Raw genomic sequence first — 24,604 nt, 5'->3', positions numbered from 1 at the left:
AGAGGCCACCCGCATGAGCACCGAGCACCCCCTCTCCCGTCGCCGCTTCGCCGCGACCGCCTCCGCCGGGCTGGCCCTCCCCGTCCTCGCGGCCTGCGGGTCCGGGGACTCGGGGTCGGCGTCCGACTCCTCGTCCTCCGGCTCGGGCGCGGGTGGCGGGGCCGGCGCCACCCCCGGGACCGTGCTGACCAGCACCTCCGACGTCGAGGTCGGCGGGGCGGTCTTCCTCGAGGAGCCCAGCGTCGTCATCACCCAGCCGGCGAAGGGGGAGTTCAAGGCCTTCAGCCGCACCTGCACGCACCAGAAGTGCCCGGTGACCGACATCGTCGACGGCAAGATCCACTGCTCCTGCCACGGCAGCCTCTTCGACATGACGACCGGTGACAACGTGGGAGGGCCGGCACCCTCACCGCTGGCCGAGGTCTCCATCACCGTCGAGGGCGACAACATCACCCTGGCCTAACGGGCCGCCCCGGGGCCGTTCGGGGACGCCGTCCACCACCCCGCGGGGACTGTCCCCGGTCGCCCGTAGGGTTGTCGAGTGGCCACCCCCAGCACCTATCGACCCGCCCCCGGGTCGATCCCCACCGACCCGGGTGTCTACCGGTTCCGCGACGCCAAGGGCCGGGTGATCTACGTCGGCAAGGCCAAGAGCCTGCGCCCGCGCCTGTCGTCGTACTTCCAGGACATCGGCAACCTGCACCCGCGCACCGCGAGCATGGTGACGACCGGCGCCAGCGTCGAGTGGACGGTCGTGAAGACCGAGGTCGAGGCCCTCCAGCTGGAGTACAGCTGGATCAAGGAGTTCGACCCCCGCTTCAACGTCAAGTACCGCGACGACAAGTCCTACCCGTGGCTGGCGGTGACCGTCGGCGAGGAGTTCCCGCGGGTGATGGTGGGCCGCGGCGCCAAGCGCAAGGGCACCCGCTACTTCGGCCCCTACGGCCACGCCTGGGCGATCCGCGAGACGGTCGACCTGTTGCTGCGGGTGTTCCCGATGCGCTCGTGCAGCAACGGCGTCTTCAAGCGCTCCAGCCAGATCGGGCGCCCCTGCCTGCTCGGCTACATCGACAAGTGCGCGGCGCCCTGCGTCGGCAACGTCACGCCCGAGGAGCACCGGCGCATCGTCGACGACTTCTGCGACTTCATGGCCGGCAACACCAACGCCTTCGTGCGCCGCATCGAGCGGGAGATGTACGCCGCGTCCGAGGCGATGGACTTCGAGAAGGCCGCCCGGCTGCGCGACGACCTCGGCGCCATGCGCAAGGCCCTGGAGAAGCAGGCGGTGGTGCTGGGCGACGGCACCGACGCCGACGTCATCGCCCTCGCCGAGGACCCGCTCGAGGTCGCCGTCCAGATCTTCTACGTCCGCGGCGGCCGCATCCGCGGCCAGCGGGGCTGGGTGGCCGACCGCTCGGACGACAGCGACACGGCCGGGCTGGTGCAGGAGTTCCTGCTCCAGCTGTACGGCGGCGCCGCGGCCGACGACGACGCCTCCGTCATCCCGCGGGAGGTGCTCGTGCCCGCCCTGCCGCCGGACGCCACCGTCCTGGAGGACCTGCTCAGCGACATCCGGGGGAGCCGGGTGGCCATCCGGGTGCCCCAGCGCGGGGACAAGAAGGCCCTGCAGGAGACCGTCGGCCGCAACGCCTCGCAGGCGCTCGCGCTCCACAAGACCAAGCGGGCCAGCGACCTCACCACGCGCAACCGCGCCCTGGAGGAGATCCAGAAGGCGCTCGGCCTCGACGAGGTGCCCCTGCGCATCGAGTGCTACGACGTCTCCAACCTCCAGGGCACCGAGGTGGTGGCCTCCATGGTGGTCTTCGAGGACGGCTTGCCCCGCAAGGGCGAGTACCGCCGGTTCGTCATCAAGGGCGAGGACGGCACCGACCAGGACGGCCAGGTCGGCCAGAACGACGTCGCCCACATGCACCAGGTCATCACCCGCCGGTTCCGTCGACTCCTCGACGAGCAGGCCCGCTCGGCCCTTCGAGACGGCTCGTCCCTCGCCTCCTCAGGAACCGGCGAGGCGGGCGGTCCGATGCTGGTCGACCCCGAGACAGGACGGCCCCGCAAGTTCGCCTACGCGCCCGGACTCGTGGTCGTCGACGGCGGCCCGCCGCAGGTGGCGGCGGCCCAGCAGGCCCTCACCGAGCTCGGCATCGACGACATCCCGGTCTGCGGCCTCGCCAAGCGGCTCGAGGAGGTGTGGCTGCCCGACGAGGAGGACCCGGTCATCATGGCCCGCACCAGCGAGGGCCTCTACCTCCTCCAGCGGGTGCGCGACGAGGCCCACCGCTTCGCGATCACGCACCACCGCTCGCGACGCTCCAAGACCATGGTCGAGAGCCTGCTCGACGACGTGCCAGGACTGGGGGAGGTGCGGCGCAAGACGCTGCTCAAGCACTTCGGGTCCCTCAAGAAGCTCCGCGAGGCGGACATCGACGAGATCGCGCTGGTGCCCGGCATCGGGCCCCGCACCGCGGCGTCGATCAAGGAGGCGGTCGCGGGCGCGGCCGCCGACCGCAAGACTGGCAACCCGCGGATCAACACCGCCACGGGCGAGATCGAGGAGGACTGATGGATCCCCAGCCGGCCGAGCTGGTCATCGTGACCGGCATGACGGGCGCCGGGCGCAGCACGGCGGCCAAGGAGCTCGAGGACCTCGGCTTCTTCGTGGTCGACAACCTGCCGCCGACCCTGGTGCGCGACGTCGTACGCCTCGTCGACGACAACCACGGGATCAGCCAGCCGATCGCCGTGGTCGTCGACGTGCGATCGGGGTCCTTCTTCGACTCCCTGCAGGCCAACCGCCACCAGGGCGTCACGGGACGGCCCACGACGCTGCTCTTCCTCGAGGCCAGCGACGAGGTGCTGGTCCGCCGCCAGGAGGCGGCCCGGCGCCCCCACCCGCTGCAGGGCAGCGGCCGGCTCCTGCACGGCCTGCAGCGCGAGCGCGACGTGCTCGCCGAGCTGCGGGGCGACGCGGACGTGGTGATCGACACCACCAACCTCAACGTCCACCAGCTCACCGACCGCATCGCGGAGGCCTTCGGCACCGCGGAGTCGACGCGGCTCAAGGTCACCGTCACCAGCTTCGGCTTCAAGTACGGCATCCCCGTCGACGCCGACTTCGTGGCCGACATGCGCTTCCTGCCCAACCCCTTCTGGGTGCCCGAGCTGCGGGCGCTCAACGGGCGCGACGAGCCGGTGGCGACGTACGTCAAGGAGCGTCCCGGCGCCGCCGAGTTCCTCGAGCAGTACCTCCCCGTGCTGGAGACGGCGGCGCAGGGCTACCTGCGCGAGGGCAAGCGGTTCATGACCGTGGCCATCGGCTGCACCGGCGGCAAGCACCGCAGCGTGGCGATGACCGAGGAGATCGCGGCCCGGCTGCGCGAGCGGGGCTACGACACCGGGGCGCGCCACCGCGACCTGGGCCGGGAGTGAGCTGATGGCACGCGACACCGCCCAGGCCGCCGTCGCCCTGGGCGGCGGGCACGGCCTGTTCGCCACGCTGAGCGCCCTGCGGCGGCTCGAGGCCGACCTCACCATCGACTCGCTGACCGCGATCGTCACCGTCGCCGACAACGGCGGCTCGTCGGGTCGGCTGCGCGGCGAGTTCGGCGTGCTGCCGCCGGGCGACCTGCGGATGGCGCTGGCGGCGCTGTGCCGCGACGATGAGTGGGGGCGCACCTGGGCCGACGTCGTCCAGCACCGGTTCGCCGGCGAGGGCGACATGCAGGGCCACGTCATCGGCAACCTGCTCATCGTGGGGCTCTGGGAGCTGATGGGGGACCCCGTCCGCGCCCTCGACTGGGTCGGCCGGCTGCTCGGCGCCCAGGGCCGGGTGCTGCCGATGGCGGTGACCCCGATGGACATCACCGCCGAGGTGCGCGGGCTCGACCCCGCGGACCGCGCGCTCACCACCACCGTCCGCGGCCAGGTCGAGGTCGCGACGACCGAGGGCGACATCGTCTCGGTCGCGTTGGACCCGGTCGCGCCGGCCGCCTGCCAGGAGTCGGTGCAGGCCATCCTGGCCGCCGACTGGGTCTTCCTCGGGCCGGGCTCGTGGTTCACCTCGGTGATCCCGCACCTGATGGTCCCCGGGCTCCGTCGGGCCCTGGTCGAGACGCAGGCGCGGCTGGTGGTCGTCCTCAACCTGGAGCCCCAGGAGGGCGAGACCCCGGGCTTCGGCCCCGAGGACCACCTCGCCGCCCTCTTCGAGCACGCTCCGGACCTCCACATCCACATCGTGCTCGCCGACCGCGGCAGCGTGGCCCATCCCGACCGGCTGCGCGGCGTCGTCTCCGACGCGGGTGCGGAGCTGGTGCTGGCCGACGTGGCCGCCGACGACGCCTCCGACCGGCACGACCACGAGCGGCTCGCGGCGGCGTTCGAGCAGATCGTGTCGCGCCCCTGAGCGACACGCCCGACGCATCCGGGGTGTGACGCCCCTCATGGGTGGGCCTCGGTGCCGTCGCCTGATGCGCGAGCGTGATTGACGTGCATGGCAGGATCGGGACCATGGCGATGACGGCACAGGTGAAGGCGGAGCTCGCCAACACCCAGATCACCAAGACCTGCTGCCGGAAGGCCGAAGTGGCCTCCATGTTGCGCTTCGCGGGCGGCCTGCACATCGTGAGCGGGCGGATCGTCGTCGAGGCCGAGCTGGACACCGGAGCGGCCGCCCGGCGACTGCGCAAGGACATCGCGGAGGTCTACGGACACCAGTCCGACGTGGTCATGGTGCAGGGCAACGGCATCCGCCGGGGCAGCCGCTACATCGTCCGCGTGGTCAAGGACGGTGAGGCCCTCGCGCGCCAGACCGGCCTGCTCGACCAGCGAGGCCGTCCCGTCCGCGGCCTCCCGCCCGCCGTCGTGTCCGGCGGTGGCTGCGACGCCGTCGCCGCGTGGCGGGGGGCCTTCCTGGCCCACGGCTCGCTGACCGAGCCCGGCCGGTCCTCCTCCCTGGAGATCACCTGCCCCGGCCCCGAGGCCGCCCTCGCCATCGTCGGCGTGGCCCGGCGCCTGGGCATCTCCGCCAAGGCACGTGAGGTCCGGGGCGTCGACCGGGTCGTCATCCGCGACGGGGACGCCATCGGTGCCCTGCTCACCCGCCTGGGCGCCCACGAGTCGCTCATGGCCTGGGAGGAGCGCCGCATGCGCCGCGAGGTCAGGGCCACCGCCAACCGGCTCGCCAACTTCGACGACGCCAACCTGCGCCGGTCCGCCCGCGCGGCCGTGGCCGCCGGAGCCCGTGTCGAGCGGGCCCTCGAGATCCTCGCCGAGGAGGTCCCCGACCACCTCAAGCTAGCCGGCCACCTGCGCCTCGAGCACAAGCAGGCCAGCCTCGAGGAGCTCGGCCAGCTGCACGACCCGGTCCTGACCAAGGACGCGATCGCCGGCCGCATCCGCCGCCTGCTGGCCATGGCCGACAAGCGCGCCGAGGAGCTCGGCATCCCCGACACCGAGGCGTCCCTGACGCCGGAGATGCTGGCCGAGGAGGCCTGAGCAGGGCCGCACCACCGTCGGAGCACGGGTCCGCCGTGAGCCGTCGCGGGCCCGTCCCGGGTTACCCGCACGTACGCCGATACGGCCCCCGGCACGCGACGACGCAGCGCGATAGGGTCGGGCACGACGCCGACGTGCGCGCTCGCGTGCCGTCGTGCCACCTGATCCAGCACACGCCCGTTTCCTGAGGAGAACCGCAGTGACTGTTCGCGTAGGTATCAACGGCTTCGGCCGCATCGGCCGCAACTTCTTCCGCGCCGTGCGTGCGTCGGGTGCCGACATCGAGATCGTCGGCGTCAACGACCTGACCGACAACGCCTCGCTCGCCCACCTGCTCAAGTACGACACGATCCTGGGTCGCCTGGACGCCGACGTGTCGAGCGACGACACCTCGATCAAGGTCGGCGACCAGACGATCACTGCCTTCGCCGAGCGCGACCCGGCCAACCTCAAGTGGGGCGAGCTGGGCGTCGACGTCGTCGTCGAGTCCACCGGCTTCTTCACCGACGCGACCAAGGCCCACGCCCACGTCGACGCCGGCGCCAAGAAGGTCATCATCTCTGCCCCCGCCTCCAACGAGGACATCACCGTGGTGATGGGCGTCAACCACGAGCTCTACGACCCGGCCAAGCACACGGTCATCTCCAACGCGTCGTGCACCACCAACTGCCTCGCCCCGATGGCCAAGGCGCTGCACGAGGAGTTCACGATCGTCAAGGGCCTGATGACGACGGTGCACGCCTACACCGCCGACCAGAACCTGCTCGACAACATCCACAAGGACCCGCGTCGCGCCCGGGCCGCCGCCCTCAACGTGGTGCCCACCTCGACCGGTGCCGCCAAGGCCATCGGCCTCGTCATGCCCGAGCTCAAGGGCAAGCTCGACGGCTACGCCCTGCGCGTCCCGGTGCCGACCGGCTCCGCCACCGACCTCACCTTCGAGGCCGGTCGCGAGACCTCGGTCGAGGAGGTCAACGCGGCGGTGCAGAAGGCCGCCGACGGCCGCTACCTCAAGTACTCCACCGACCCGATCGTCTCCTCCGACATCGTCACCGACCCGGCGTCGTGCATCTTCGACGCACCGCTGACCAAGGTCATCGGCAACCAGGTCAAGGTCGTCGGCTGGTACGACAACGAGTGGGGCTACTCCAACCGCCTCGTCGACCTCATCGGCTACGTCGGCGAGACCCTCTGACGTGTCGGACATCGCCTCCCTGGGGGACCTGAGCGGCAAGCGCGTCCTGGTCCGCTCGGACCTCAACGTGCCGCTGGACGGCAGCACCATCACCGACGACGGCCGCATCCGCGCGAGCGTGCCGACCATCGCGCAGCTCTCCGAGGCCGGCGCCCGCGTCGTCGTGGTGGCCCACCTGGGCCGTCCCAAGGGCGAGCCGGACGCGGCGTACAGCCTCGCCCCGGTCGCCGCCCGCCTCGGCGAGCTGCTCGGACAGGACGTGGCGTTCGCGACCGACACGGTGGGCGAGAGTGCCACCGAGACGGTCGCCGGGCTCCAGGACGGGCAGGTCGCCCTGCTGGAGAACGTCCGCTTCAACTCCGGCGAGACCAGCAAGGACGACGAGGTGCGTGCCTCCTTCGCCGGCCAGCTGTCCCAGCTCGCCGACGCCTTCGTGTCCGACGGCTTCGGTGTCGTGCACCGCAAGCAGGCCAGCGTGTACGACGTGGCGCTGCGGCTGCCGTCGGCCATGGGCGGGCTCGTGGCCACGGAGATCGACGTGCTGCGCCGCCTCACGGTCGACCCGGAGCGCCCGTACGTCGTCGTGCTCGGCGGCTCCAAGGTCTCCGACAAGCTGGGGGTCATCGACAACCTGCTGGGCAAGGCCGACAAGCTGCTCATCGGTGGCGGCATGGTCTTCACCTTCCTCAAGGCCCAGGGCCACGAGGTCGGCAAGAGCCTGCTCGAGGAGGACCAGCTCGACATCTGCCGGCGCTACCTCACCGAGGCCGAGGAGCGGGGCGTCGAGATCCTGCTTCCGACCGACGTCGTGGTCGACACCGCGTTCCCGTCCGGCGACCGTGAGCCCGAGCCCCGGGTCGTGGCCGCCGACGCCATCCCGGCCGACGCGCTCGGCCTCGACATCGGTCCCGACTCCGGCGCCGCGTTCGCGGCCGCGCTGGCCGACGCCAGGACGGTCTTCTGGAACGGACCGATGGGGGTCTTCGAGGTCGACGCCTTCGCGGAGGGCACCCGTGCCGTCGCGCAGGCGCTGACCGAGGTGGACGGGCTGTCCGTGGTCGGCGGTGGCGACTCCGCCGCCGCGGTCCGCAAGCTCGGCTTCGACGAGGCCGCGTTCGGCCACATCTCCACCGGCGGCGGCGCCAGCCTCGAGTTCCTCGAGGGCAAAGAGCTGCCCGGCATCGCCGTACTCGAAAGGAACTGATCCCATGAGCCGCACCCCGATCATGGCGGGCAACTGGAAGTGCAACCTCAACCACCAAGAGGCCGTGGTGCTCGTCCAGAAGCTCGCGTGGACCCTGTCGGACAAGCGCCACGACTACGGCAAGGTCGAGGTGGTCGTGGTGCCGCCCTTCACCGACCTTCGCTCGGTGCAGACGATGGTGGACGGCGACCGGCTCTCGCTCAAGTACGGCGCCCAGGACGTCTCGACGCACGACGGGGGCGCCTACACGGGGGAGATCTCGGCGGCGATGCTGGCCAAGCTCGGCTGCTCGTACGTCGTCGTCGGCCACAGTGAGCGCCGCGAGCACCACGGCGAGTCCGACGAGACCGTGAACGCCAAGGCCCACAAGGCGCTGGCGGCCGGCATGACCCCGATCGTCTGCGTCGGGGAGGGGCTCGAGGTCCGCAAGGCCGGCGAGCAGGTGACCTTCACGCTGGCGCAGGTCGACGGCTCGCTGGCGGGCTTCACCGCCGAGCAGGTCGCCGGTCTGGTGGTCGCCTACGAGCCGGTGTGGGCCATCGGCACCGGCGAGGTGGCCACGCCCGACGACGCCCAGGAGGTCTGCGGCGCCATCCGCGAGCGCATCCGCGAGGTGCACGGCGACGCCGCCGCGGACGGCGTACGCATCCAGTACGGCGGGTCCGTGAAGGCCGCCAACGTCGCCGGGATCATGGAGAAGCCGGACGTCGACGGGTGCCTCGTGGGCGGCGCGAGCCTCCAGGCGGAGGAGTTCGGCGGAATCTGCCGGTTCTACGAGATGCCGGTCCTCTGATCCGTGTCGGTGTGACGTAGGCTTCCGCTCGTGATTCCGCTCTTCACCATCCTGCTCGTCATCACGAGCCTGATCCTCATCCTGCTGGTGCTGCTCCACAAGGGTCGCGGCGGCGGACTGTCGGACATGTTCGGTGGTGGTGTCTCCAGCACCCTGGGAGGCTCCTCGGTCGCCGAGCGCAACCTCGACCGGTTCACCATCGGGGTCGGCATCATCTGGTTCGCCTGCATCATCGCGCTGGGCCTGCTCAAGGCCTACACCTGACGTTCTGTTGACGGGGATCGTGGCCCGGGCGACGCTGTCGCCCGGGTCGTCTTGGCAAAGGAGAAGCACGTGGCTGGTGGTGGCGGAAACGCGATCCGAGGGAGCCGGGTCGGTGCCGGCCCGATGGGCGAGGCCGAGCGTGGCGAGGCGGCTCCTCGCCAGGCGGTGACCTACTTCTGCTCGCACGAGCACCGGTCGGTGGTGACGTTCTCGGTCGAGGCCAACGTCCCCGAGTCGTGGGACTGCCCCAAGTGCGGCCTCCCGGCCAGCCTGGACAGCGACAACCCCCCGCCGGCGCCCAAGATCGAGCCCTACAAGACGCACCTCGCCTACGTGAAGGAGCGTCGCTCCGAGACCGAGGCGGCGGACATCCTCGACGAGGCGATCCAGCTGCTCCGCAGCCGCCGGAAGTCCGGCGACATCATCTTCTGACCGCTGACCGGGCACTTCCTGTCACCTAGCACCTGCCGACCGGGCACTTCCTGACACCTGGATCGTGCCGAGCGGGCACTTCCTGGCAGGTAGAACGTGCCGAGCGGGCACTTCGGTGCACGTGGCAGCCGGCCTGTGGATGACGCCGGACGCCCGACGGCGGATTCGGGCACCGTGGTGCCATGGTCAACCGGCTGCCCACCTGGTGTCGCGACGCGGTCCTCCTCGGCGCGGACGCGCCGTTCCCGATCGAGCGTCCCTTCACGGCGGTGTACGCCGACTCGGTCGGCGTCGGCGCGCGACTGCGACGTCGTCTGGTCGAGACCGGGCTCCTGCGTCCCGTGCTGCGTGGCGTGTTCGTCGCGACGCAGGTCCAGGACTCGCTGAGGTTGCGGGTCAGTGCCGTCCGGCTCGTCGTCCCGGAGCACGTCGTGGCCGTGGACCGCCTGGCAGCGTGGGTGCACGGTGTCGATGCGCTCCCGCGGACTGCGATCCACGAGATGCCGACGCTCGACGTCTTCAGCCAGGCGGGCAGCCGGATGCGCCGCGACAGCATCCGGAGCGGCGTACGGACGTTGACGGCTCGGGACGTCTGCACCATCGACGGACTCCGGGTCACGACTCCGCTGCGCACCGCATGCGACCTCGGCCGGTCGTTGTGGCGGTACGACGCGTTGGCGGCGATCGACGGCTTCCTGCGACACGGCGTCGATCCGGCGCAGCTCCTGTCGGAGTCCGAGCGCTTCAAGGGCCATCGAGGGGTCGTCCAGCTCCGCCGCATGGTGGCTCTCGGCGATCCGGGCGCCGAGTCCCCGCCCGAGAGCGCCCTGCGGCTGCACTGGCACGAGGCCGGGCTGCCGTGGCCCGAGACGCAGATCTGGGTCTACGACGGTGACGTCCCGCGGTACCGGATCGACCTGGGCGACGAGCAGACGCGGTACGGAGCGGAGTACTTCGGTGAGGAGTTCCACGACGAGGACCAGCGCGAGCACGACGAGGGCCGCATCACGTGGCTCGAGACCGAGCGGGACTGGGTGATGGACGTCTTCGTCAAGCAGCACGTGTACGGGCTCGATCCTGCGTCGCTGCGACTGCGACAAGGGTTCGAGCGAGCGCGCCGTCACCTGGGTCTGCGCGGGACGGCGTACATCGATCTCGGACGCTGAGGTGTCAGGAAGCGCCCGGTCGGCAGGCGTGAGGTGTCAGGAAGCGCCCGGTCGGCGGGCGTGAGGTGTCAGGAAGCGCCCGGTCGGCGGGTCCCACCTGTCAGGAAGTGCCCGGTCGGCGGGTCCCACCTGTCAGGAAGCGCCCGGTCGGCGGGTGTGAGGTGTCAGGAACTGCCCTCTCACGTCAGAGGGAGGAGGCGGCGGCCTCGTCGAGCAGCCACAGCGTCTCGTCCGTGCCGACGACGCCCCGGGCGGGGATCTCGTGCACGTCGCCGCCCGCGAGCGCGGCGGCGACGGCGTCGGCCTTGCCGTCCCCGCTCACCAGGAACCACACGGCGCGCGCGCGGTCCATCGCCTCGAAGGTCAGCGAGACCCGGTCCGGGGGCGGCTTGGGGGAGTCGTGGACGGCGACGGCGATCGCGTCCGTGGCGTCCAGGCCCGGGTGGCCGGGGAAGAGCGAGGCGATGTGGCCGTCCGGCCCGACCCCCAGCATCAGCACCTCGAAGAAGCCGGCGCCCTGCGTGCGCATCGCCTCCGAGTACGCCGCAGCGGCGTCCTCCGCCGTCGCCACGACGTCCGCAGCGGGCACCTCGTGCACGCGACCGGGGTCGATGCCCAGCCCGTCGAGGAACGCCTCCCGCGCCTGGCGCGCGTTGCGGTCGGGTGACCCTGCCTCGACGAAGCGCTCGTCCCCCCACCAGAAGTCGACCCGCGACCAGTCCACCGAGGAGTCGACCGCTCGCCGGGCGACCTCGCGGTGGATGGCGTCGGCGATCGTGCCGCCCGTGAGCCCGACGTGCGGGACCTCACCGCGCGCCTGGGCTGCCTCGAGGCGGTCGAGCAGCATCGAGGCGACGTCACCGGCGAGCGTCTGGGCGTCCTCGTGGACGACGACGCGCGGATCCGCGGCCACGCTCAGGACTCCTTGTCCAGGGCCACCAGCCGCTTGGCGGTGGCCGCGTAGATGTCGTCCTCGTCGAGGCGTCGCAGCTCCTCGGTCAGCAGGGCGGGGACCTCGCGGCGCTTGAGCGCGACGGGCCGGTCCGGACGCTCGGGGGAGGAGAAGGTGGCCATCCGGCCGTCGTCGCGGGAGATGGTGATGGGGCCCTGCTTGGTGTCCATGACGACCTGGGTGATGCCGGGACCGTCCGAGGTGTGCCGCTCGACGGGCACCTTGAGCCGGTCGTTGAGCCAGGCCACCAGGAGATCGGCGCTGGGGCTGATGCGCTCGGCGGCCACCGACGCACGGGTGACCTTGAGCGGGTGCTGGTCGAGCGCGGCGGCGAGCAGGGCGCGCCACGGGGTGAGTCGGGTCCAGCTCAGGTCGGTGTTGCCCGGCGCGTAGGCCTGGCACTGCCGCAGCATCACCGACGACTTGCCGCGCTTGGCGGCCGCGGAATCGGTGATCCGCCGCTTCGCCAGCGCCCCCAGCGGGTCGTCGGCCGGGTCGTCCGGCGGCTCGGTGGGCCACCAGATGGCGACGGGGGAGTCGGGCAGCAGCAGCGGCAGCACGACGGACTCGGCGTAGCGCACCACCTCGCCGGTCAGCCGGATGAGCGCGGTCTCGCCGCCCCACCCGCCGCCGGTGGCGACGGTGGCGTCGACCTGGGCCTTGCCGCGACCGTCACCGAGGATGACGCCCAGCACCCGGGCGGGGTGCTCGCGCGACGCGCGCTGCGCGGCCTGCATCGCGGTCTCGGCGTCGGTGTCGGGCACGACGATGATGAGGGTCATCACCATCCCCATCGCCGGTGAGCCGGCGCGGGTGCGGGCCCGCACGAACTCCGCGGCGATCCCGGAGGCGTTGGTGTTCTCGAGCTCGAACGTGGTCATGGTCGCCTCCAGGTGCGTCCGTCACGAGAAAGCATCTTGTCGGCCGACTCCGGCCCCCAGGTGCCGGCGGGGTAGGCCTCCGGCTTCCCCTTGCGGGCCCAGTGCTCGAGGATCGGGTCGAGGATCTTCCACGACAGCTCGACCTCCTCGTGGCGGGGGAACAGCGGCGGGTCGCCGAGCAGCACGTCGAGGATGAGCCGCTCGTAGGCCTCGGCGCTCGCCTCGGTGAAGGACCCGCCGTACGCGAAGTCCATGTTGACGTCGCGGATCTCCATCGCGGTGCCGGGCACCTTGGAGCCGAAGCGCATGGTGAGGCCCTCGTCGGGCTGCACCCGGATGACCAGCGCGTTCTGGGTGAGCTCCTCGGTGGAGGTCGCGCTGAACGGCAGGTGCGGCGCCCGCTTGAACACCACGGCCACCTCGGTGACCCGGCGCCCGAGGCGCTTGCCGGTGCGCAGGTAGAACGGCACCCCGGCCCAGCGGCGGGTGTCGACGTGCAGGGTGATGGCGGCGTACGTCTCGGTCTTCGAGGTCCGCTTGATGCCCTCCTCCTCGAGGAAACCGATGACCTTCTCGCCGCCCTGCCAGCCGGGGGAGTACTGCCCGCGGGCGGTCGTGGTGTCCAGCCGCGGGGGCAGGACGACCGAGGAGAGCACCTTCTGCTTCTCCAGCCGCAGCTGCTCGGCGTCGAAGGACGTCGGCTCCTCCATGGCGACCAGCGCCATCAGCTGGAGGAGGTGGTTCTGGATGACGTCGCGGGCGGCGCCGATCCCGTCGTAGTAGCCGGCCCGGCCACCGATGCCGATGTCCTCGGCCATGGTGATCTGCACGTGGTCGACGTAGTTGGCGTTCCAGATCGGCTCGAACATGTTGTTGGCGAAGCGCATCGCCAGGATGTTCTGGACCGTCTCCTTGCCGAGGTAGTGGTCGATCCGGAAGATCGACCCGGACGGGAAGACCGAGTCGAGAACGTCGTTGAGCTCGCGCGCCGACTCGAGGTCGTGCCCGAACGGCTTCTCCACGACGACGCGCCGCCACGACGGCATGCCGGTGGAGTCGATGCTCGGCTCGGCCAGGCCGTGCTCCTTGAGCTGACCGACCACGGTGCCGAAGAACGCGGGCGGGATGGCCAGGTAGAACGCCGTGTTGCCGCCGGTGCCCCGGGCCTCGTCGAGCTCGATCATCGTCCGCTTGAGGGTGGCGAACGCCTCGTCGTCGTCGAAGTTGCCGGAGACGAACCGGAACCCCTCGGACAGCTGGCGCCACACCTCCTCGCGGAAGGGGGTGCGGGCGTGCTCCTTGACCGCGTCGTACACGATCTGGGCGAAGTCCTGGTCGGCCCAGTCGCGGCGCGCGAAGCCGACCAGCGAGAACCCCGGCGGCAGCAGCCCGCGGTTGGCCAGGTCGTAGATCGCCGGCATGACCTTCTTGCGGGACAGGTCGCCCGTGACGCCGAAGAGCACCAGGCTCGACGGTCCCGCGATGCGGGGCAGCCGCCGGTCCTGGGGGTCCCGGAGGGGATTGGTGCGCATCTCGCCGCCGATCAGCCGCGGTGGGCCAGGTAGTAGGAGACCAGGGAGCGGGTGGAGGCGTCCTGCGCGGCCAGCGCGTCGGCGTCCCCGGCGACGGCCGGGCTCACCTGCTGGGCCAGCTGCTTGCCGAGCTCGACGCCCCACTGGTCGAAGCTGTCGATGCCCCACACCACGCCCTGGGTGAAGGTGATGTGCTCGTAGAGCGCGACGAGCTGCCCGAGCACCGAGGGGGTCAGCGCGGGCGCCATGATCGAGGTGGTCGGCCGGTTGCCGGTGAAGACCCGGGCCGGGACGACGGACTCCGACGTCCCCTCGGCGCGCACCTCGTCGGCGGACTTGCCGAAGGCCAGCGCCGCCGTCTGGGCGAAGAAGTTGGCCAGGAACAGCTCGTGCACGTCGGACTCGCCGTCACGCAGGGGGTACGCCGGGGTGGCCACCGCGATGAAGTCGGCGGGCACGAGCCGTGTGCCCTGGTGGATCAGCTGGTAGAACGCGTGCTGGCCGTTGGTGCCGGGCTCGCCCCAGAAGACCTCTCCCGTCCCGGAGGTGACGGGGGTGCCGTCCCAGCGCACGCCCTTGCCGTTGGACTCCATGGTCAGCTGCTGGAGGTACGCCGGGAAGCGGTGCAGCAGCTGGCTGTAGGGCAGCACGGCGTGGGTCTCGGCACCCAGGAAGTTGGTGTACCAGACGTTGAGCAGCCCCATCAGCGCCGGCACGTTGTGCGCCAGGTCGGTGGTGCGGAAGTGCTCGTCCATGGTGTGCATGCCCGCGAGCAGGTCGGCGAAGGCCTCCGGACCGATCGCCACGACCAGCGAGGTGCCGATGGCGGAGTCCAGCGAGTAGCGCCCGCCGACCCAGTCCCAGAAGCCGAAGGCGTTGTCGGGGTCGATGCCGAAGTCGGCGACCTTGTCCAGGGCGGTGGAGACCGCGACGAAGTGCCGGGCCACCGCCTCGGCGTCGTCGTCCCCGAGCGACCCGGCCTCGCGCAGCCCGTCGAGGAGCCACGCCTTGCACAGCCGGGCGTTGGTGAGCGTCTCCAGGGTCCCGAAGGTCTTGCTGGAGACGATGAACAGCGTGGTCGCCGGGTCCAGCCCGGCGAGCGTGGTGGCGCAGTCCGTCGGGTCGATGTTGCTGATGAACCGGCACTCCAGGCCGTCCTGGACGTGCGGCGCCAGCGCCTCGTACGCCATGACCGGTCCGAGGTCGGACCCGCCGATGCCGATGTTGACGACCGTGGCGATGCGCTCCCCGGTCACGCCGGTCCACTCGCCGGAGCGGACGCGCTCGGCGAAGGCGTAGACCCGCTGGAGCACCTCGTGCACGTCGGGTACGACGTCGTGCCCGTCGACCTCCACGACCGCGCCGGCCGGCTGACGCAGGGCGGTGTGCAGGACGGCCCGGTCCTCGGTGACGTTGATCCGCTCGCCGCGCAACATCGCGTCGCGCCGCTCGGCCAGGCCCACCTGCTCGGCCAGCGCGAGCAGCGAGGAGAGGACCTCGTCGTCGACGAGGTTCTTGGACAGGTCCACGAAGAGGTCCCCGGCCGTGTGCGTGTAGCGCTCGACCCGGCCCGGGTCCTCGTCGAACCAGGCCCGGAGGTCGGGCGAGGAGCTCGCCGCGAGGGCGGCGAGCTCCGACCACGCCTCGGTGGCCACCGCGTCGACGGGCGACGAGGTCACGCCGACGCGCCCTCGCCCGCGGACTTGAGCTGCCCCGAGACCGTGTCGAGCAGCTCGGACCACGAGGCCTCGAACTTCTCCACGCCCTCCTGCTCCAGGGCGGCGATGACGTCGTCGTAGTCGATGCCCACGGCCGCGAGGCTCTCCATCACCGACTGGGCCTCGGCGTACGTCGTGGTGACCCGGTCGCCCTCGACCTCACCGTGGTCGGCGAAGGCCTCCATGGTCTTCTCCGGCATGGTGTTGACGGTGCCGCGGACCACCAGGTCGGTGATGTACATCGTGTCGCGGTAGTCGGGGTTCTTCACGCCCGTCGAGGCCCACAGCGGTCGCTGCCTGTGGGCACCGGCCGCAGCCAGGGCCTCCCAGCGGTCACCCGAGAAGAACTCCTCGAAGTCGCGGTGGGCCAGGACCGCGTTGGCCACGCCGGCCTTGCCGCGCAGGGCCAGGGCGTCGTCGCTGCCGATGGCCTCGAGCCGCTTGTCGATCTCGCTGTCCACGCGGGAGACGAAGAACGAGGCGACCGAGTGGATGCGGGACAGGTCGTGGCCGTTGTCGCGCGCCTCCTCCAGCCCGGCGACGTACGCCTCCATCACTCCGCGGTAGCGCTCGAGGCCGAAGATCAGCGTCACGTTGACGCTGATGCCCTCGCCCAGCACGGTGGTGATCGCCGGGGCGCCCTCGGTGGTGGCGGGGATCTTGATGAGCAGGTTGTCGCGGTCGACCTCGGACCAGAGCGTGCGCGCGGCCTCGGTCGTGGCCCCGGTGTCGAAGGCCAGCGTCGGGGCGACCTCGATCGACACGCGACCGTCCACGCCGTTGCTGGCGTCGTACGCCGGCCTCAGGATGTCGCAGGCCTGGCGCACGTCGGTGGTGGTCAGCGCGAACACGGTGGCGTCCACGTCGGCGCCCTCGGCGGCGAGCTCGCGCACCTGGGCGTCGTACCGCTCGCCCTCGGCCAGGGCGGCGGCGAAGATCGAGGGGTTGGTGGTGACACCGACGACGGAGCGCGACTCCATGAGCTCGGCGAGGTTGCCGGTCTCGATGCGCTCGCGGGACAGGTCGTCGAGCCAGATGGACACGCCCGCGTCTGCGAGTGCCTTCATGCGGTCAGTCATGGTTCCTCCTGGGGTGCTGCTGGGGGGTGGCGTGGTCCGGGGTCCTCAGTCGGTGGAGACCCGGATGCTGTCGCGGGCGGCGTCGGCGACGGCCTCGCCGGTCAGGCCGTACTCCTGGTAGATCCGGGCGTAGTCGGCGGAGGCGCCGTAGGTGTCGATCGACACGATGCGGCCGTGGTCGCCGACGATCTCGCGCCAGCCCTGGGCGACGCCGGCCTCGACGGAGACGCGCGCCTTGACGGTGGGCGGGATGACGCTCTCGCGGTAGGCCTGCTCCTGCTCGTCGAACCACTCGCGGCACGGCATCGACACCACCCGGGCGCGGATGCCGTCCTCGGCGAGCAGGTCGCGGGCGGCCACGGCGATCTGGACCTCGGAGCCGGTGCCGACCAGGACAACGTCGGGCAGGCCGCCCTCGACGTCCAGCAGGACGTAGCCACCGCGGTGGACGTTGCTGGTGTCGCTGTAGCCGTCGGTGCCCCGCGGGAACACCGGGACGTTCTGCCGGGTCAGGGCGATGCCGGCCGGGCGGTCGGTGTGCTGGAGCACCGCGTGCCAGGCCGCGGCGGTCTCGTTGGCGTCCGCGGGACGGACGACGTCCAGGCCCGGGATGGCGCGCAGCGCGGCCAGGTGCTCGATCGGCTGGTGGGTCGGACCGTCCTCGCCGAGACCGATGGAGTCGTGGGTCCACACGTAGGTCACGGGCAGGCCCATGAGCGCCGCGAGGCGGACCGAGCCGCGCATGTAGTCGGAGAACGTGAGGAAGGTCCCACCGAAGACGCGGGTGCCGCCGTGCAGCGTGATGCCGTTCAGGATCGCGCCCATGCCGTGCTCACGGATGCCGAAGTGCAGCACGCGGCCGGCCTCCGGGTCGCCGTCCCACTGGTCGGTCGAGCGGTCCTTGGGGATGAACGACGGTGCGTCGGTGATGGTGGTGTTGTTGGACTCGGCCAGGTCGGCGGAGCCGCCCCACAGCTCGGGCATGAGGGCGGCGACGGCGTTGATGACGGCGCCGGAGGCCTTGCGGGTGGCGACGCCCTTGGGGTCGGCGTCGTACGTCGGGAGCGCCTCGGCGAGGCCGTCGGGCAGGGCCCGGGTCTGCATGCGCTCCCACGTCGCGAGCGTCTCCTTGGACGCGGCGTCGCGCCAGGCCTCGAGCTGCTCGTCCCAGGCGGCCTGGGCCTCCTTGCCCCGCGCGACGAGGGACCGGGTCCGCTCGATCACCGCGTCGGGGACCTCGAAGTGCTGCTCGGGGTCGAAGCCGAGGATCTTCTTGGTGGCCGCGACCTCATCCGCGCCGAGGGCGGAGCCGTGCGAGGCGCCGGTGCCCTGCGCGTTCGGCGCGGGCCAGGCGATGACGGTGCGCAGCACGATCAGGCTGGGCTGGTCGGTGACGGCGTCGGCCGCGCGGACAGCGTCGTGGAGCTGCTGGACGTCCTCGACGTACTCGGTGCCGTCGTGGGTCCAGTCGACGGTCTGCACGTGCCAGCCGTAGGCCTCGTAGCGCTTGCCGACGTCCTCGGTGAACGCGACGTCGGTGTCGCCCTCGATGGAGATGCGGTTGGCGTCGTAGATGACGGTGAGGTTGCCGAGCTTCTGGGTGCCGGCGATCGAGGAGGCCTCGGCGCTCACGCCCTCCTGCAGGTCGCCGTCGCTGCAGATCGCGTAGACGTGGTGGTCGAAGGGCGACTGGCCCTCGGCGGCACCCGGGTCGAGGAGGCCGCGCTCGCGGCGGGCGGCCATCGCCATGCCGATCGCGTTGCCGACCCCCTGGCCGAGCGGACCGGTCGTGGTCTCGACGCCGGCGGTGTGGCCGTGCTCGGGGTGGCCCGGGGTCTTGGAGCCCCAGGTGCGCAGCGCCTTGAGGTCCTCGAGCTCGAGGCCCCAGCCGCCCAGGAAGAGCTGGGTGTAGAGGGTGATGGAGCTGTGGCCGGCCGACAGCACGAACCGGTCGCGACCGGCCCAGTGCGGGTCGGCGGGGTTGTGCCGCATGACCTTCTGGAACAGCAGGTACGCCGCGGGGGCCAGGCTCATCGCCGTGCCGGGGTGGCCGTTGCCGACCTTCTGCACGGAGTCCATGGCCAGGACCCGCGCCGTGTCGACGGCCTTCGAGTCGAGTTCGTTCCAGTCGAGCGCGGGGGGAGTGGAAGGCACAGAGATCCTCTCGGACGTTCATGGGCAGGCACCTCCGAGCCTACTCATGACGCGGGCTAGACTCGACAACGCATCAGTTCCCCTTCCCTGAGGTTCCATACCGTGTCCCACGCCGGCCGATCGGCCTCCGCTGCCGTGCCGTCGACACCCTCGGGGGACGCCGGACCGGACGCGGGTCGCGCCTCCTTCCGCGACGTCGTCGCGGCGTACGTCGGGCTCACCAAGCCCCGCGTCATCGAGCTGCTGCTGCTGACCACCGTGCCGGTGATGTTCTTCGCCGAGCGTGGCATCCCGGCGCTGGGCCTGGTGGCCGCGACCGTCGTCGGAGGGTCCCTGTCGGCCGGCTCCGCGTCGGCGTTCAACTGCGTCTACGACCGCGACATCGACGAGCAGATGCGCCGCACCCGGCGCCGGGCGCTGCCGCGGCACATCGTGTCGCCGGTGTCGGCGCTGGTCTTCGCCACCGTGCTGGCCGTGCTGTCCACGGTCGTGCTGGCCGTGTGGGTCAACTGGCTCTCCGCCGCGCTCTCCCTGGGCGCCAACGCCTTCTACGTGATCGTCTACACGATGATCCTCAAGCGCCGGACCACCCAGAACATCGTCTGGGGCGGGCTGGCCGGGTGCTTCCCCGCGCTGATCGGCTGGACCGCGGTGACCGGCGAGCTCGCGTGGACGCCCGTGGTGCTCTTCCTCGTGGTCTTCTTCTGGACGCCGCCGCACACCTGGGCGCTGGCCCTGCGCTACCGCGAGGACTACGCCGGCGTGGACGTGCCGATGCTCCCGGTGGTGGCCCCAGCGGACGTCGTGGCCCGCCAGATCGTCATCTACAGCTGGGTGATGGTGGCCACGTCGCTGCTCCTGTGGCCGGTGGCCGGCACCAGCTGGTTCTACCCGCTGGCCGCGACGGTGCTCGGCGCCGTCTTCCTCGTCGAGGCGCACCGCATGTGGCGCCGGGCCAAGGCGTCGGACCAGCTCTCCGACATCGCCCCGATGCGCCTGTTCCACCACTCCAACCTCTACCTCAGCCTGCTGTTCGTCGCGGTCGCCCTCGACCCGCTCATCGGCTGAGGCCGGCGCCCGCGCGGACCGTCAGGCGCCGTCCCCGTCCAGCGGCGGACCCGTCAGGCGCGGTGGCGCCCGCGCCCGGCGAGGACGACCCACGTGACGCTGGCCGAGACCAGGGCGGCCCCGAGCATGTGGATGCCGACCAGCACCTCGGGCAGGTCGGTGAAGTACTGCACGAAGCCGACCACCCCCTGCGCCAGCTCGAGGACCAGCAGGACCAGCGCGGCGTGGGCCAGCGTCGGCGAGCCGACGCGGCGGGCCAGGACGACCAGGGCGACCGTCAGGGCGAGCAGCAGGTAGACGGCGGCGGCGTGGACGTGGGACATGACCTGCGGGTCCAGGCCGGTACGCCGCGAGTCGAGGTCGCCCGAGTGTGGACCGCTGCCGGTCACCACGGTCCCGAGGTAGAGGACCACCCAGGTCACGGCGAAGACCGCCCAGGTCAGCGGCGCCAGCCGGGGGGACGCGTCGCGGTCGGGGGAGCGCAGCTCGTCGAGGAGCACCACGCAGACGGCGATGATGGCCATAGAGACGAGCAGGTGCAGCGACACGATCCACGGGTTGAGGTCGGTGTGCACGGTGATGCCGCCGATGACCGCCTGGGCCGGGATGCCGAGCACCACGACGGTCGCGAGCCAGAACGGGCGCCAGGCCCGCCGGCCGCGCCAGGTGCGGACGAGGCCGACCAGCATGGTCACCCACAGCGCGATCGCGAGGACGACCAGCACGAAGGTCAGCATCCGGTTGCCGAACTCGATCGCGCCGTGGATGCCCAGCTCGCCGTGGGCGACGTACGACTCGTCGGTGCAACGCGGCCAGGTGGGGCAGCCGAGGCCGGACCCGGTCAGACGTACGGCACCGCCGGTGACGACGATGCCGATGTTGGCGACGAGGTTGGCCACGGCCAGGGCCCAGGCCAGTCGTCGGAAGCGGGTCGAGGGGTGCAGGGGGGTCATGGTCATTCCCAGGTGAAGGTGCGCGCGGTCAGCAGGGTGCCGACGACACCCCAGGCGATCAGGACGAGGAGGGCGGTGGCGTCGAGGTGGGCGTCGACGAGCGCGCTGCGCATGGCGTCGCCCAGGGCCGCGGACGGTAGCCACTGGATCGCGCCCGACGCGGCGCCGTACGACGACGTGGGCAGCACGACGCCGCCGCCGGCCATCAGGAGCAGGTAGACGAGGTTGGCGAGCGCCAGGACGGCCTCGGCCCGCAGGACCCCGGCGACGAAGAGCCCCAGCGAGGCGAAGGCCCAGGTGCCGGCGGCGACCGCCAGCACCGCCGAGGCCAGGGAGACCGCCGGGTGCTCGAGGGTCGGTCGCCAGCCGAGCAGCAGCCCCACGACGACGAGGGACACGAGCTGGAGCGCCACCACGTTGAGCAGCGCCAGGACCTTGCCGAGCAGCAGGCCGTGGCGCGGCAGCGGGGACGCCCCGAGCCGCTTGATGACGCCGTACCGGCGCTCGAAGCCGGTGGCGATGGCGACCGAGGTGAAGGCCGTGGACATCACGGCCAGGGCGAGCACGCCCGGGGTGAGGACGTCGACGGCCCGGTGGCCCTCCAGGTCGAGACCGAGGCGGTCCGCGCCGGCGACGCCGCCGACGAGCACGATGACCGGGATCACGATGGCCAGGAGCAGCTGCTCGCCGTTGCGCAGCATCAGCCGCGACTCCATGCGCGCCTGGGCGGCCACCTGGCGGTGCAGCGGAGCCGCCCCGGGGCGGGGGGCGAAGGTGCTCGTGGGGGGCGGGCTGCTCATCCGACCAGCTCGCGCCCGGTCAGCTCGAGGAAGACGTCCTCGAGGGTGCGGCGCCCGAGCGAGAGCGACTCGGGCAGCACGTCGTGGCGCTCGCACCACGCCGAGACGGTGCCCAGCGTGCTGCCGTCCGCCGGTCCGGTGATGAGCATGCTGACCGCGTCCAGCTGGGTCACCTCGGTGTGCGGTCCGAGCGCCGTCCGCAACGACTCGGGGGCGCCGTCGGGGAAGGGACGGGTCACGACGAGGCGGATCGTCGCCGACCGGCCGCCGCTGGTGAGCTCGGTCGGCGACCCGGAGGCGATCAGCCGGCCGTGGTCGATGATGTGGATCGTGTCGGCGAGGTGCTCGGCCTCGTCCATGTGGTGGGTGGTCAGCACGACCGTGACCCCGTCGCGCCGCAGCTCCTCGAGCAGCTCCCACGTGGCCCGCCGGGCCTGCGGGTCCATCCCGGCCGTGGGCTCGTCGACGAAGACCAGCTCCGGACGGCCCACGAGCGCCATCGCCAGTCCGAGCCGCTGCTGCTGGCCGCCCGACAGGCGCCGGTACGGCGTGCGGCCGCACTCGCCCAGCCCGAGCCGGTCGCTGAGCATCGCGGTGTCCAGCGGGTGGGCGTGCAGGGAGGCGACGTGGTCGAGCATCTCCATGGCCCGCACCCCCGACCAGGCGCCGCCGGCCTGCAGCATGACCCCGATGCGGGGGAGCAGCTCCCGGCGGTCGGCGTGCGGGTCCAGCCCCAGCACCCTGACGGTGCCGGACCGGGGGCGGCGGTAGCCCTCGCAGGTCTCGAGCGTCGTCGTCTTGCCGGCGCCGTTGGGACCCAGCACCGCGGTGATGGTGCCGCGCTCGACCCGCAGGGAGAGGCCGTCGACGGCCACCTTGTCGCCGTACCGCATGACCAGGTCCTCCACCTCGACGGCGGGGCCGTGGGCGGGGGAGTCGGCAGGCACGCTGGAAGTCTAGGAGCGGCCCCGAGGAAAAGCGGACGCGCCCTGTCCGTGGCAGTGGCTACCGTGATCCCCATGACATCGGCCCACGCCATCGAGGCGGAGCACCTGGTCAAGCACTTCGGCGACACCGTGGCGGTGGACGACGTGTCCTTCGTGGTCCCGCAGGGGACCGTCCTGGGCCTGCTCGGGCCCAACGGCGCCGGCAAGACCACCACGGTGCGGATGATGACGACGCTGACCGCCCCCACCGCCGGCACCGCCCGGGTGGCCGGGCACGACGTGCTGACCGACCCGCGGTCCGTACGCCGCAGCATGGGGCTCACCGGGCAGGCGGCCACGGTCGACGAGCTGCTCACCGGCCGGGAGAACCTCCGCCTCATCGGCCAGCTCTACGGGCTCGACTCCCGCTACATCAAGCGGGCCAGCGACGACCTCCTCGAGCGGTTCTCCCTCGCCGACGCGGGGGACCGGATCGCCAAGACCTACTCCGGCGGCATGCGCCGTCGCCTCGACCTGGCGGTCAGCCTGATCGCGACCCCGCCGGTGCTCTTCCTCGACGAGCCGACGACGGGCCTCGACCCGCGCTCGCGGGTGGAGCTGTGGGACGTGCTGCGCGAGCTGGTCGCCGACGGGACCACCCTGCTCCTGACCACGCAGTACCTCGAGGAGGCCGACCAGCTGGCCGACAACATCGTGGTCATCGACCGGGGCACCGTCATCGCGGAGGGCACGCCCCTGGAGCTCAAGGACCAGTCCGGCGCGGCCGCCCTGGTCGTCACCGTCTCGCAGGCCCGCGACCTCGAGGCGGCCGAGGCCCTGATGCGGCCGCACGTGCGTGAGGTGCACGTCGACGCCGGGGCCCGCCAGCTCACCGCCCCCGCCGAGGGCCTGGGCCACATGACCCGCGTCGCCGCGATCTTCGACGAGAGCGGGATCGTGCTCGACGACATCGGGCTCAAGCGACCCAGCCTCGACGACGTGTTCCTCCACCTGACCGGCCACCGGGCCGAGGAGCGCGGTGCCGCCGACCCGGCCACCGCGCCGGAGACCGGCGACGCCGGTGCCGGCGACACCGACCACAGCAGGGAGACCGTGCGATGACCACCCTGGAGCGTCCCGAGATCCGTCCCACCAGCCTGATGGCCCAGTCCTGGTCCATCGCCCGCCGCAACTTCCTGCACATCCGGCGGATGCCCGAGATGCTGATGGACGTCACCATCCAGCCGGTGATGTTCGTGCTGCTCTTCGCGTTCGTCTTCGGCTCGTCGATCGCCGTCGACACCCCGGCGGGCTACCGCGCGTGGCTGCTCCCCGGGATCATGGCCCAGACGGTCGCCTTCGCGTCCTTCATCGTCGCCGTGGGTCTCACCGCCGACCTCGACAAGGGCATCGTCGACCGGATGCGCTCGCTGCCGATCAACTCCGCCGCCGTCCTGGTCGGGCGCAGCATCTCCAGCCTGGCGCACTCCTCGATCGGCCTGGTCGTGATGTCGCTCACGGGCCTGCTCATCGGATGGCGCATCCACACCAGCGTGCCCGAGGCGGTCCTCGGCTACCTGCTGCTGCTCGGGTGGGGCTTCGCGATGATCTGGGTCGGCATCTGGGTCGGCTCGGCGATGCGCTCGGTCGAGGCGGTCAACGGCGTCATGTTCGCGACGATGTTCCCGATCACCTTCCTCGCCAACACCTTCGCGCCGACCGACCAGATGCCCACCGTGCTGCGCTTCATCGCCGAGTGGAACCCGATCTCGTCGCTGACCCAGGCGGTCCGGGTGCTGTGGGGCAACGACCAGCCGCTGGCGCCGGGCGCGGCCTTCCCGATGCACCACCCGATCCCGTTCACGATCGGCTGGATCCTGCTCATCACCGCCGTGGTGGCCCCGCTGGCGATCCGCGCGTTCCGCCGCCGCACCGCCGCCTGAGGACCGGGATGCCGCAGGGTTAGGCGACCCTTG

23 protein-coding genes are annotated in these 24,604 nt (G+C 71.8%); 14 read left to right on the top strand and 9 right to left on the bottom strand.

Annotation, left to right across the window (positions count from 1 at the left end; all coding sequences use genetic code 11):
* Nucleotides 1–13 precede the first annotated feature (13 nt).
* From ASG94_RS00885 to ASG94_RS00835, 11 genes are all read left to right on the top strand, one after another.
* Entirely contained in the window at nucleotides 14–463 is a 450-nt protein-coding gene (locus tag ASG94_RS00885) for a Rieske (2Fe-2S) protein (protein WP_056924571.1), read from the top strand.
* 78 nt (nucleotides 464–541) lie between these two features.
* On the top strand, nucleotides 542–2,581 hold the full coding sequence (gene uvrC, locus ASG94_RS00880; RefSeq protein ID WP_056924570.1) for an excinuclease ABC subunit UvrC: 2,040 nt from the start codon (nucleotides 542–544) through the stop codon (nucleotides 2,579–2,581).
* Complete coding sequence (gene rapZ, locus ASG94_RS00875; protein WP_056924569.1) at nucleotides 2,581–3,447, top strand: RNase adapter RapZ; 867 nt, start codon at nucleotides 2,581–2,583, stop codon at nucleotides 3,445–3,447. Before uvrC ends, rapZ begins: the two co-directional genes overlap by 1 nt.
* Nucleotides 3,448–3,451: 4 nt before the next feature.
* Nucleotides 3,452–4,420 (top strand): gluconeogenesis factor YvcK family protein, encoded by a 969-nt coding sequence (locus tag ASG94_RS00870; protein ID WP_056924568.1) that lies wholly within the window; start codon nucleotides 3,452–3,454, stop codon nucleotides 4,418–4,420.
* 104 nt (nucleotides 4,421–4,524) lie between these two features.
* Nucleotides 4,525–5,511, top strand: a complete 987-nt coding sequence (whiA, locus tag ASG94_RS00865; protein WP_056924567.1) for a DNA-binding protein WhiA — start codon at nucleotides 4,525–4,527, stop codon at nucleotides 5,509–5,511.
* 199 nt (nucleotides 5,512–5,710) lie between these two features.
* Nucleotides 5,711–6,706 (top strand): type I glyceraldehyde-3-phosphate dehydrogenase, encoded by a 996-nt coding sequence (gene gap, locus ASG94_RS00860; RefSeq protein ID WP_056924566.1) that lies wholly within the window; start codon nucleotides 5,711–5,713, stop codon nucleotides 6,704–6,706.
* Between the two features lies 1 nt (nucleotide 6,707).
* Nucleotides 6,708–7,910, top strand: coding sequence for a phosphoglycerate kinase (locus tag ASG94_RS00855; RefSeq protein WP_056924565.1), 1,203 nt, complete (start codon nucleotides 6,708–6,710; stop codon nucleotides 7,908–7,910).
* Between the two features lie 4 nt (nucleotides 7,911–7,914).
* Nucleotides 7,915–8,703 (top strand): triose-phosphate isomerase, encoded by a 789-nt coding sequence (gene tpiA / locus ASG94_RS00850; protein WP_056924564.1) that lies wholly within the window; start codon nucleotides 7,915–7,917, stop codon nucleotides 8,701–8,703.
* Between the two features lie 30 nt (nucleotides 8,704–8,733).
* Nucleotides 8,734–8,967 carry a preprotein translocase subunit SecG gene (gene secG / locus ASG94_RS00845; RefSeq protein WP_056924563.1) on the top strand — a complete coding sequence of 78 codons (234 nt, stop codon included), beginning with the start codon at nucleotides 8,734–8,736 and terminating at the stop codon, nucleotides 8,965–8,967.
* A gap of 69 nt (nucleotides 8,968–9,036) precedes the next feature.
* Nucleotides 9,037–9,399 carry an RNA polymerase-binding protein RbpA gene (locus ASG94_RS00840; RefSeq protein WP_082623847.1) on the top strand — a complete coding sequence of 121 codons (363 nt, stop codon included), beginning with the start codon at nucleotides 9,037–9,039 and terminating at the stop codon, nucleotides 9,397–9,399.
* A 182-nt stretch (nucleotides 9,400–9,581) separates the two neighbouring features.
* The gene (locus tag ASG94_RS00835) at nucleotides 9,582–10,565 is read left to right on the top strand and encodes a hypothetical protein (protein ID WP_056924561.1); all 984 of its coding nucleotides are present in this window, start codon (nucleotides 9,582–9,584) and stop codon (nucleotides 10,563–10,565) included.
* Nucleotides 10,566–10,749: 184 nt separating this feature from the next.
* Here ASG94_RS00835 and pgl read toward each other — a convergent pair whose 3' ends face one another.
* From pgl to tkt, 6 genes are read right to left on the bottom strand one after another with little or no spacing between them, the layout of a single operon-like run.
* Nucleotides 10,750–11,478: a 6-phosphogluconolactonase gene (gene pgl, locus ASG94_RS00830; RefSeq protein WP_056924560.1), complete on the bottom strand. Its 729-nt coding sequence runs from the start codon at nucleotides 11,476–11,478 to the stop codon at nucleotides 10,750–10,752.
* A 2-nt stretch (nucleotides 11,479–11,480) separates the two neighbouring features.
* Entirely contained in the window at nucleotides 11,481–12,398 is a 918-nt protein-coding gene (locus tag ASG94_RS00825) for a glucose-6-phosphate dehydrogenase assembly protein OpcA (protein ID WP_056924559.1), read from the bottom strand.
* Nucleotides 12,395–13,930, bottom strand: coding sequence for a glucose-6-phosphate dehydrogenase (zwf, locus tag ASG94_RS00820; RefSeq protein ID WP_056924558.1), 1,536 nt, complete (start codon nucleotides 13,928–13,930; stop codon nucleotides 12,395–12,397). The genes ASG94_RS00825 and zwf overlap by 4 nt, the downstream gene beginning before the upstream one ends.
* A gap of 11 nt (nucleotides 13,931–13,941) precedes the next feature.
* A complete protein-coding gene (pgi, locus tag ASG94_RS00815) occupies nucleotides 13,942–15,609 on the bottom strand; it encodes a glucose-6-phosphate isomerase (protein WP_056924557.1) in 1,668 nt (555 codons plus the stop codon).
* On the bottom strand, nucleotides 15,606–16,727 hold the full coding sequence (tal, locus tag ASG94_RS00810) for a transaldolase (RefSeq protein WP_056924556.1): 1,122 nt from the start codon (nucleotides 16,725–16,727) through the stop codon (nucleotides 15,606–15,608). The genes pgi and tal overlap by 4 nt, the downstream gene beginning before the upstream one ends.
* Nucleotides 16,728–16,772: 45 nt before the next feature.
* Nucleotides 16,773–18,806, bottom strand: coding sequence for a transketolase (gene tkt, locus ASG94_RS00805; protein ID WP_235537202.1), 2,034 nt, complete (start codon nucleotides 18,804–18,806; stop codon nucleotides 16,773–16,775).
* Between the two features lie 210 nt (nucleotides 18,807–19,016).
* Here tkt and ASG94_RS00800 point away from each other — a divergent pair, with 210 nt between their 5' ends.
* Nucleotides 19,017–19,949, top strand: coding sequence for a heme o synthase (locus ASG94_RS00800; protein ID WP_156411505.1), 933 nt, complete (start codon nucleotides 19,017–19,019; stop codon nucleotides 19,947–19,949).
* Nucleotides 19,950–20,002: 53 nt separating this feature from the next.
* Here ASG94_RS00800 and ASG94_RS00795 read toward each other — a convergent pair whose 3' ends face one another.
* Genes ASG94_RS00795 through ASG94_RS00785 form a run of 3 tightly spaced genes read right to left on the bottom strand, consistent with a single transcriptional unit; the run spans nucleotide 20,003 to nucleotide 22,649 of the window.
* Nucleotides 20,003–20,902 carry a COX15/CtaA family protein gene (locus ASG94_RS00795; protein ID WP_056924553.1) on the bottom strand — a complete coding sequence of 300 codons (900 nt, stop codon included), beginning with the start codon at nucleotides 20,900–20,902 and terminating at the stop codon, nucleotides 20,003–20,005.
* 2 nt (nucleotides 20,903–20,904) lie between these two features.
* A complete protein-coding gene (locus ASG94_RS00790) occupies nucleotides 20,905–21,702 on the bottom strand; it encodes an ABC transporter permease (RefSeq protein ID WP_056924552.1) in 798 nt (265 codons plus the stop codon).
* Entirely contained in the window at nucleotides 21,699–22,649 is a 951-nt protein-coding gene (locus tag ASG94_RS00785) for an ABC transporter ATP-binding protein (RefSeq protein ID WP_235537076.1), read from the bottom strand. The genes ASG94_RS00790 and ASG94_RS00785 overlap by 4 nt, the downstream gene beginning before the upstream one ends.
* Before the next feature lie 72 nt (nucleotides 22,650–22,721).
* On the opposite strand from ASG94_RS00785, the gene ASG94_RS00780 reads away from it, so the two are divergent.
* Complete coding sequence (locus ASG94_RS00780; protein WP_056926196.1) at nucleotides 22,722–23,750, top strand: ATP-binding cassette domain-containing protein; 1,029 nt, start codon at nucleotides 22,722–22,724, stop codon at nucleotides 23,748–23,750.
* The gene (locus ASG94_RS00775) at nucleotides 23,747–24,571 is read left to right on the top strand and encodes an ABC transporter permease (RefSeq protein ID WP_056924551.1); all 825 of its coding nucleotides are present in this window, start codon (nucleotides 23,747–23,749) and stop codon (nucleotides 24,569–24,571) included. The genes ASG94_RS00780 and ASG94_RS00775 overlap by 4 nt, the downstream gene beginning before the upstream one ends.
* The last annotated feature ends 33 nt before the right edge of the window (nucleotides 24,572–24,604 follow it).

The sequence above is a fragment of the Nocardioides sp. Soil805 genome (assembly GCF_001429625.1).
Classification (GTDB): domain Bacteria; phylum Actinomycetota; class Actinomycetes; order Propionibacteriales; family Nocardioidaceae; genus Nocardioides.
The sequence above is the reverse complement of the archived record's forward strand: the minus strand, read 5'-3'. Positions and strand labels throughout refer to the sequence as shown.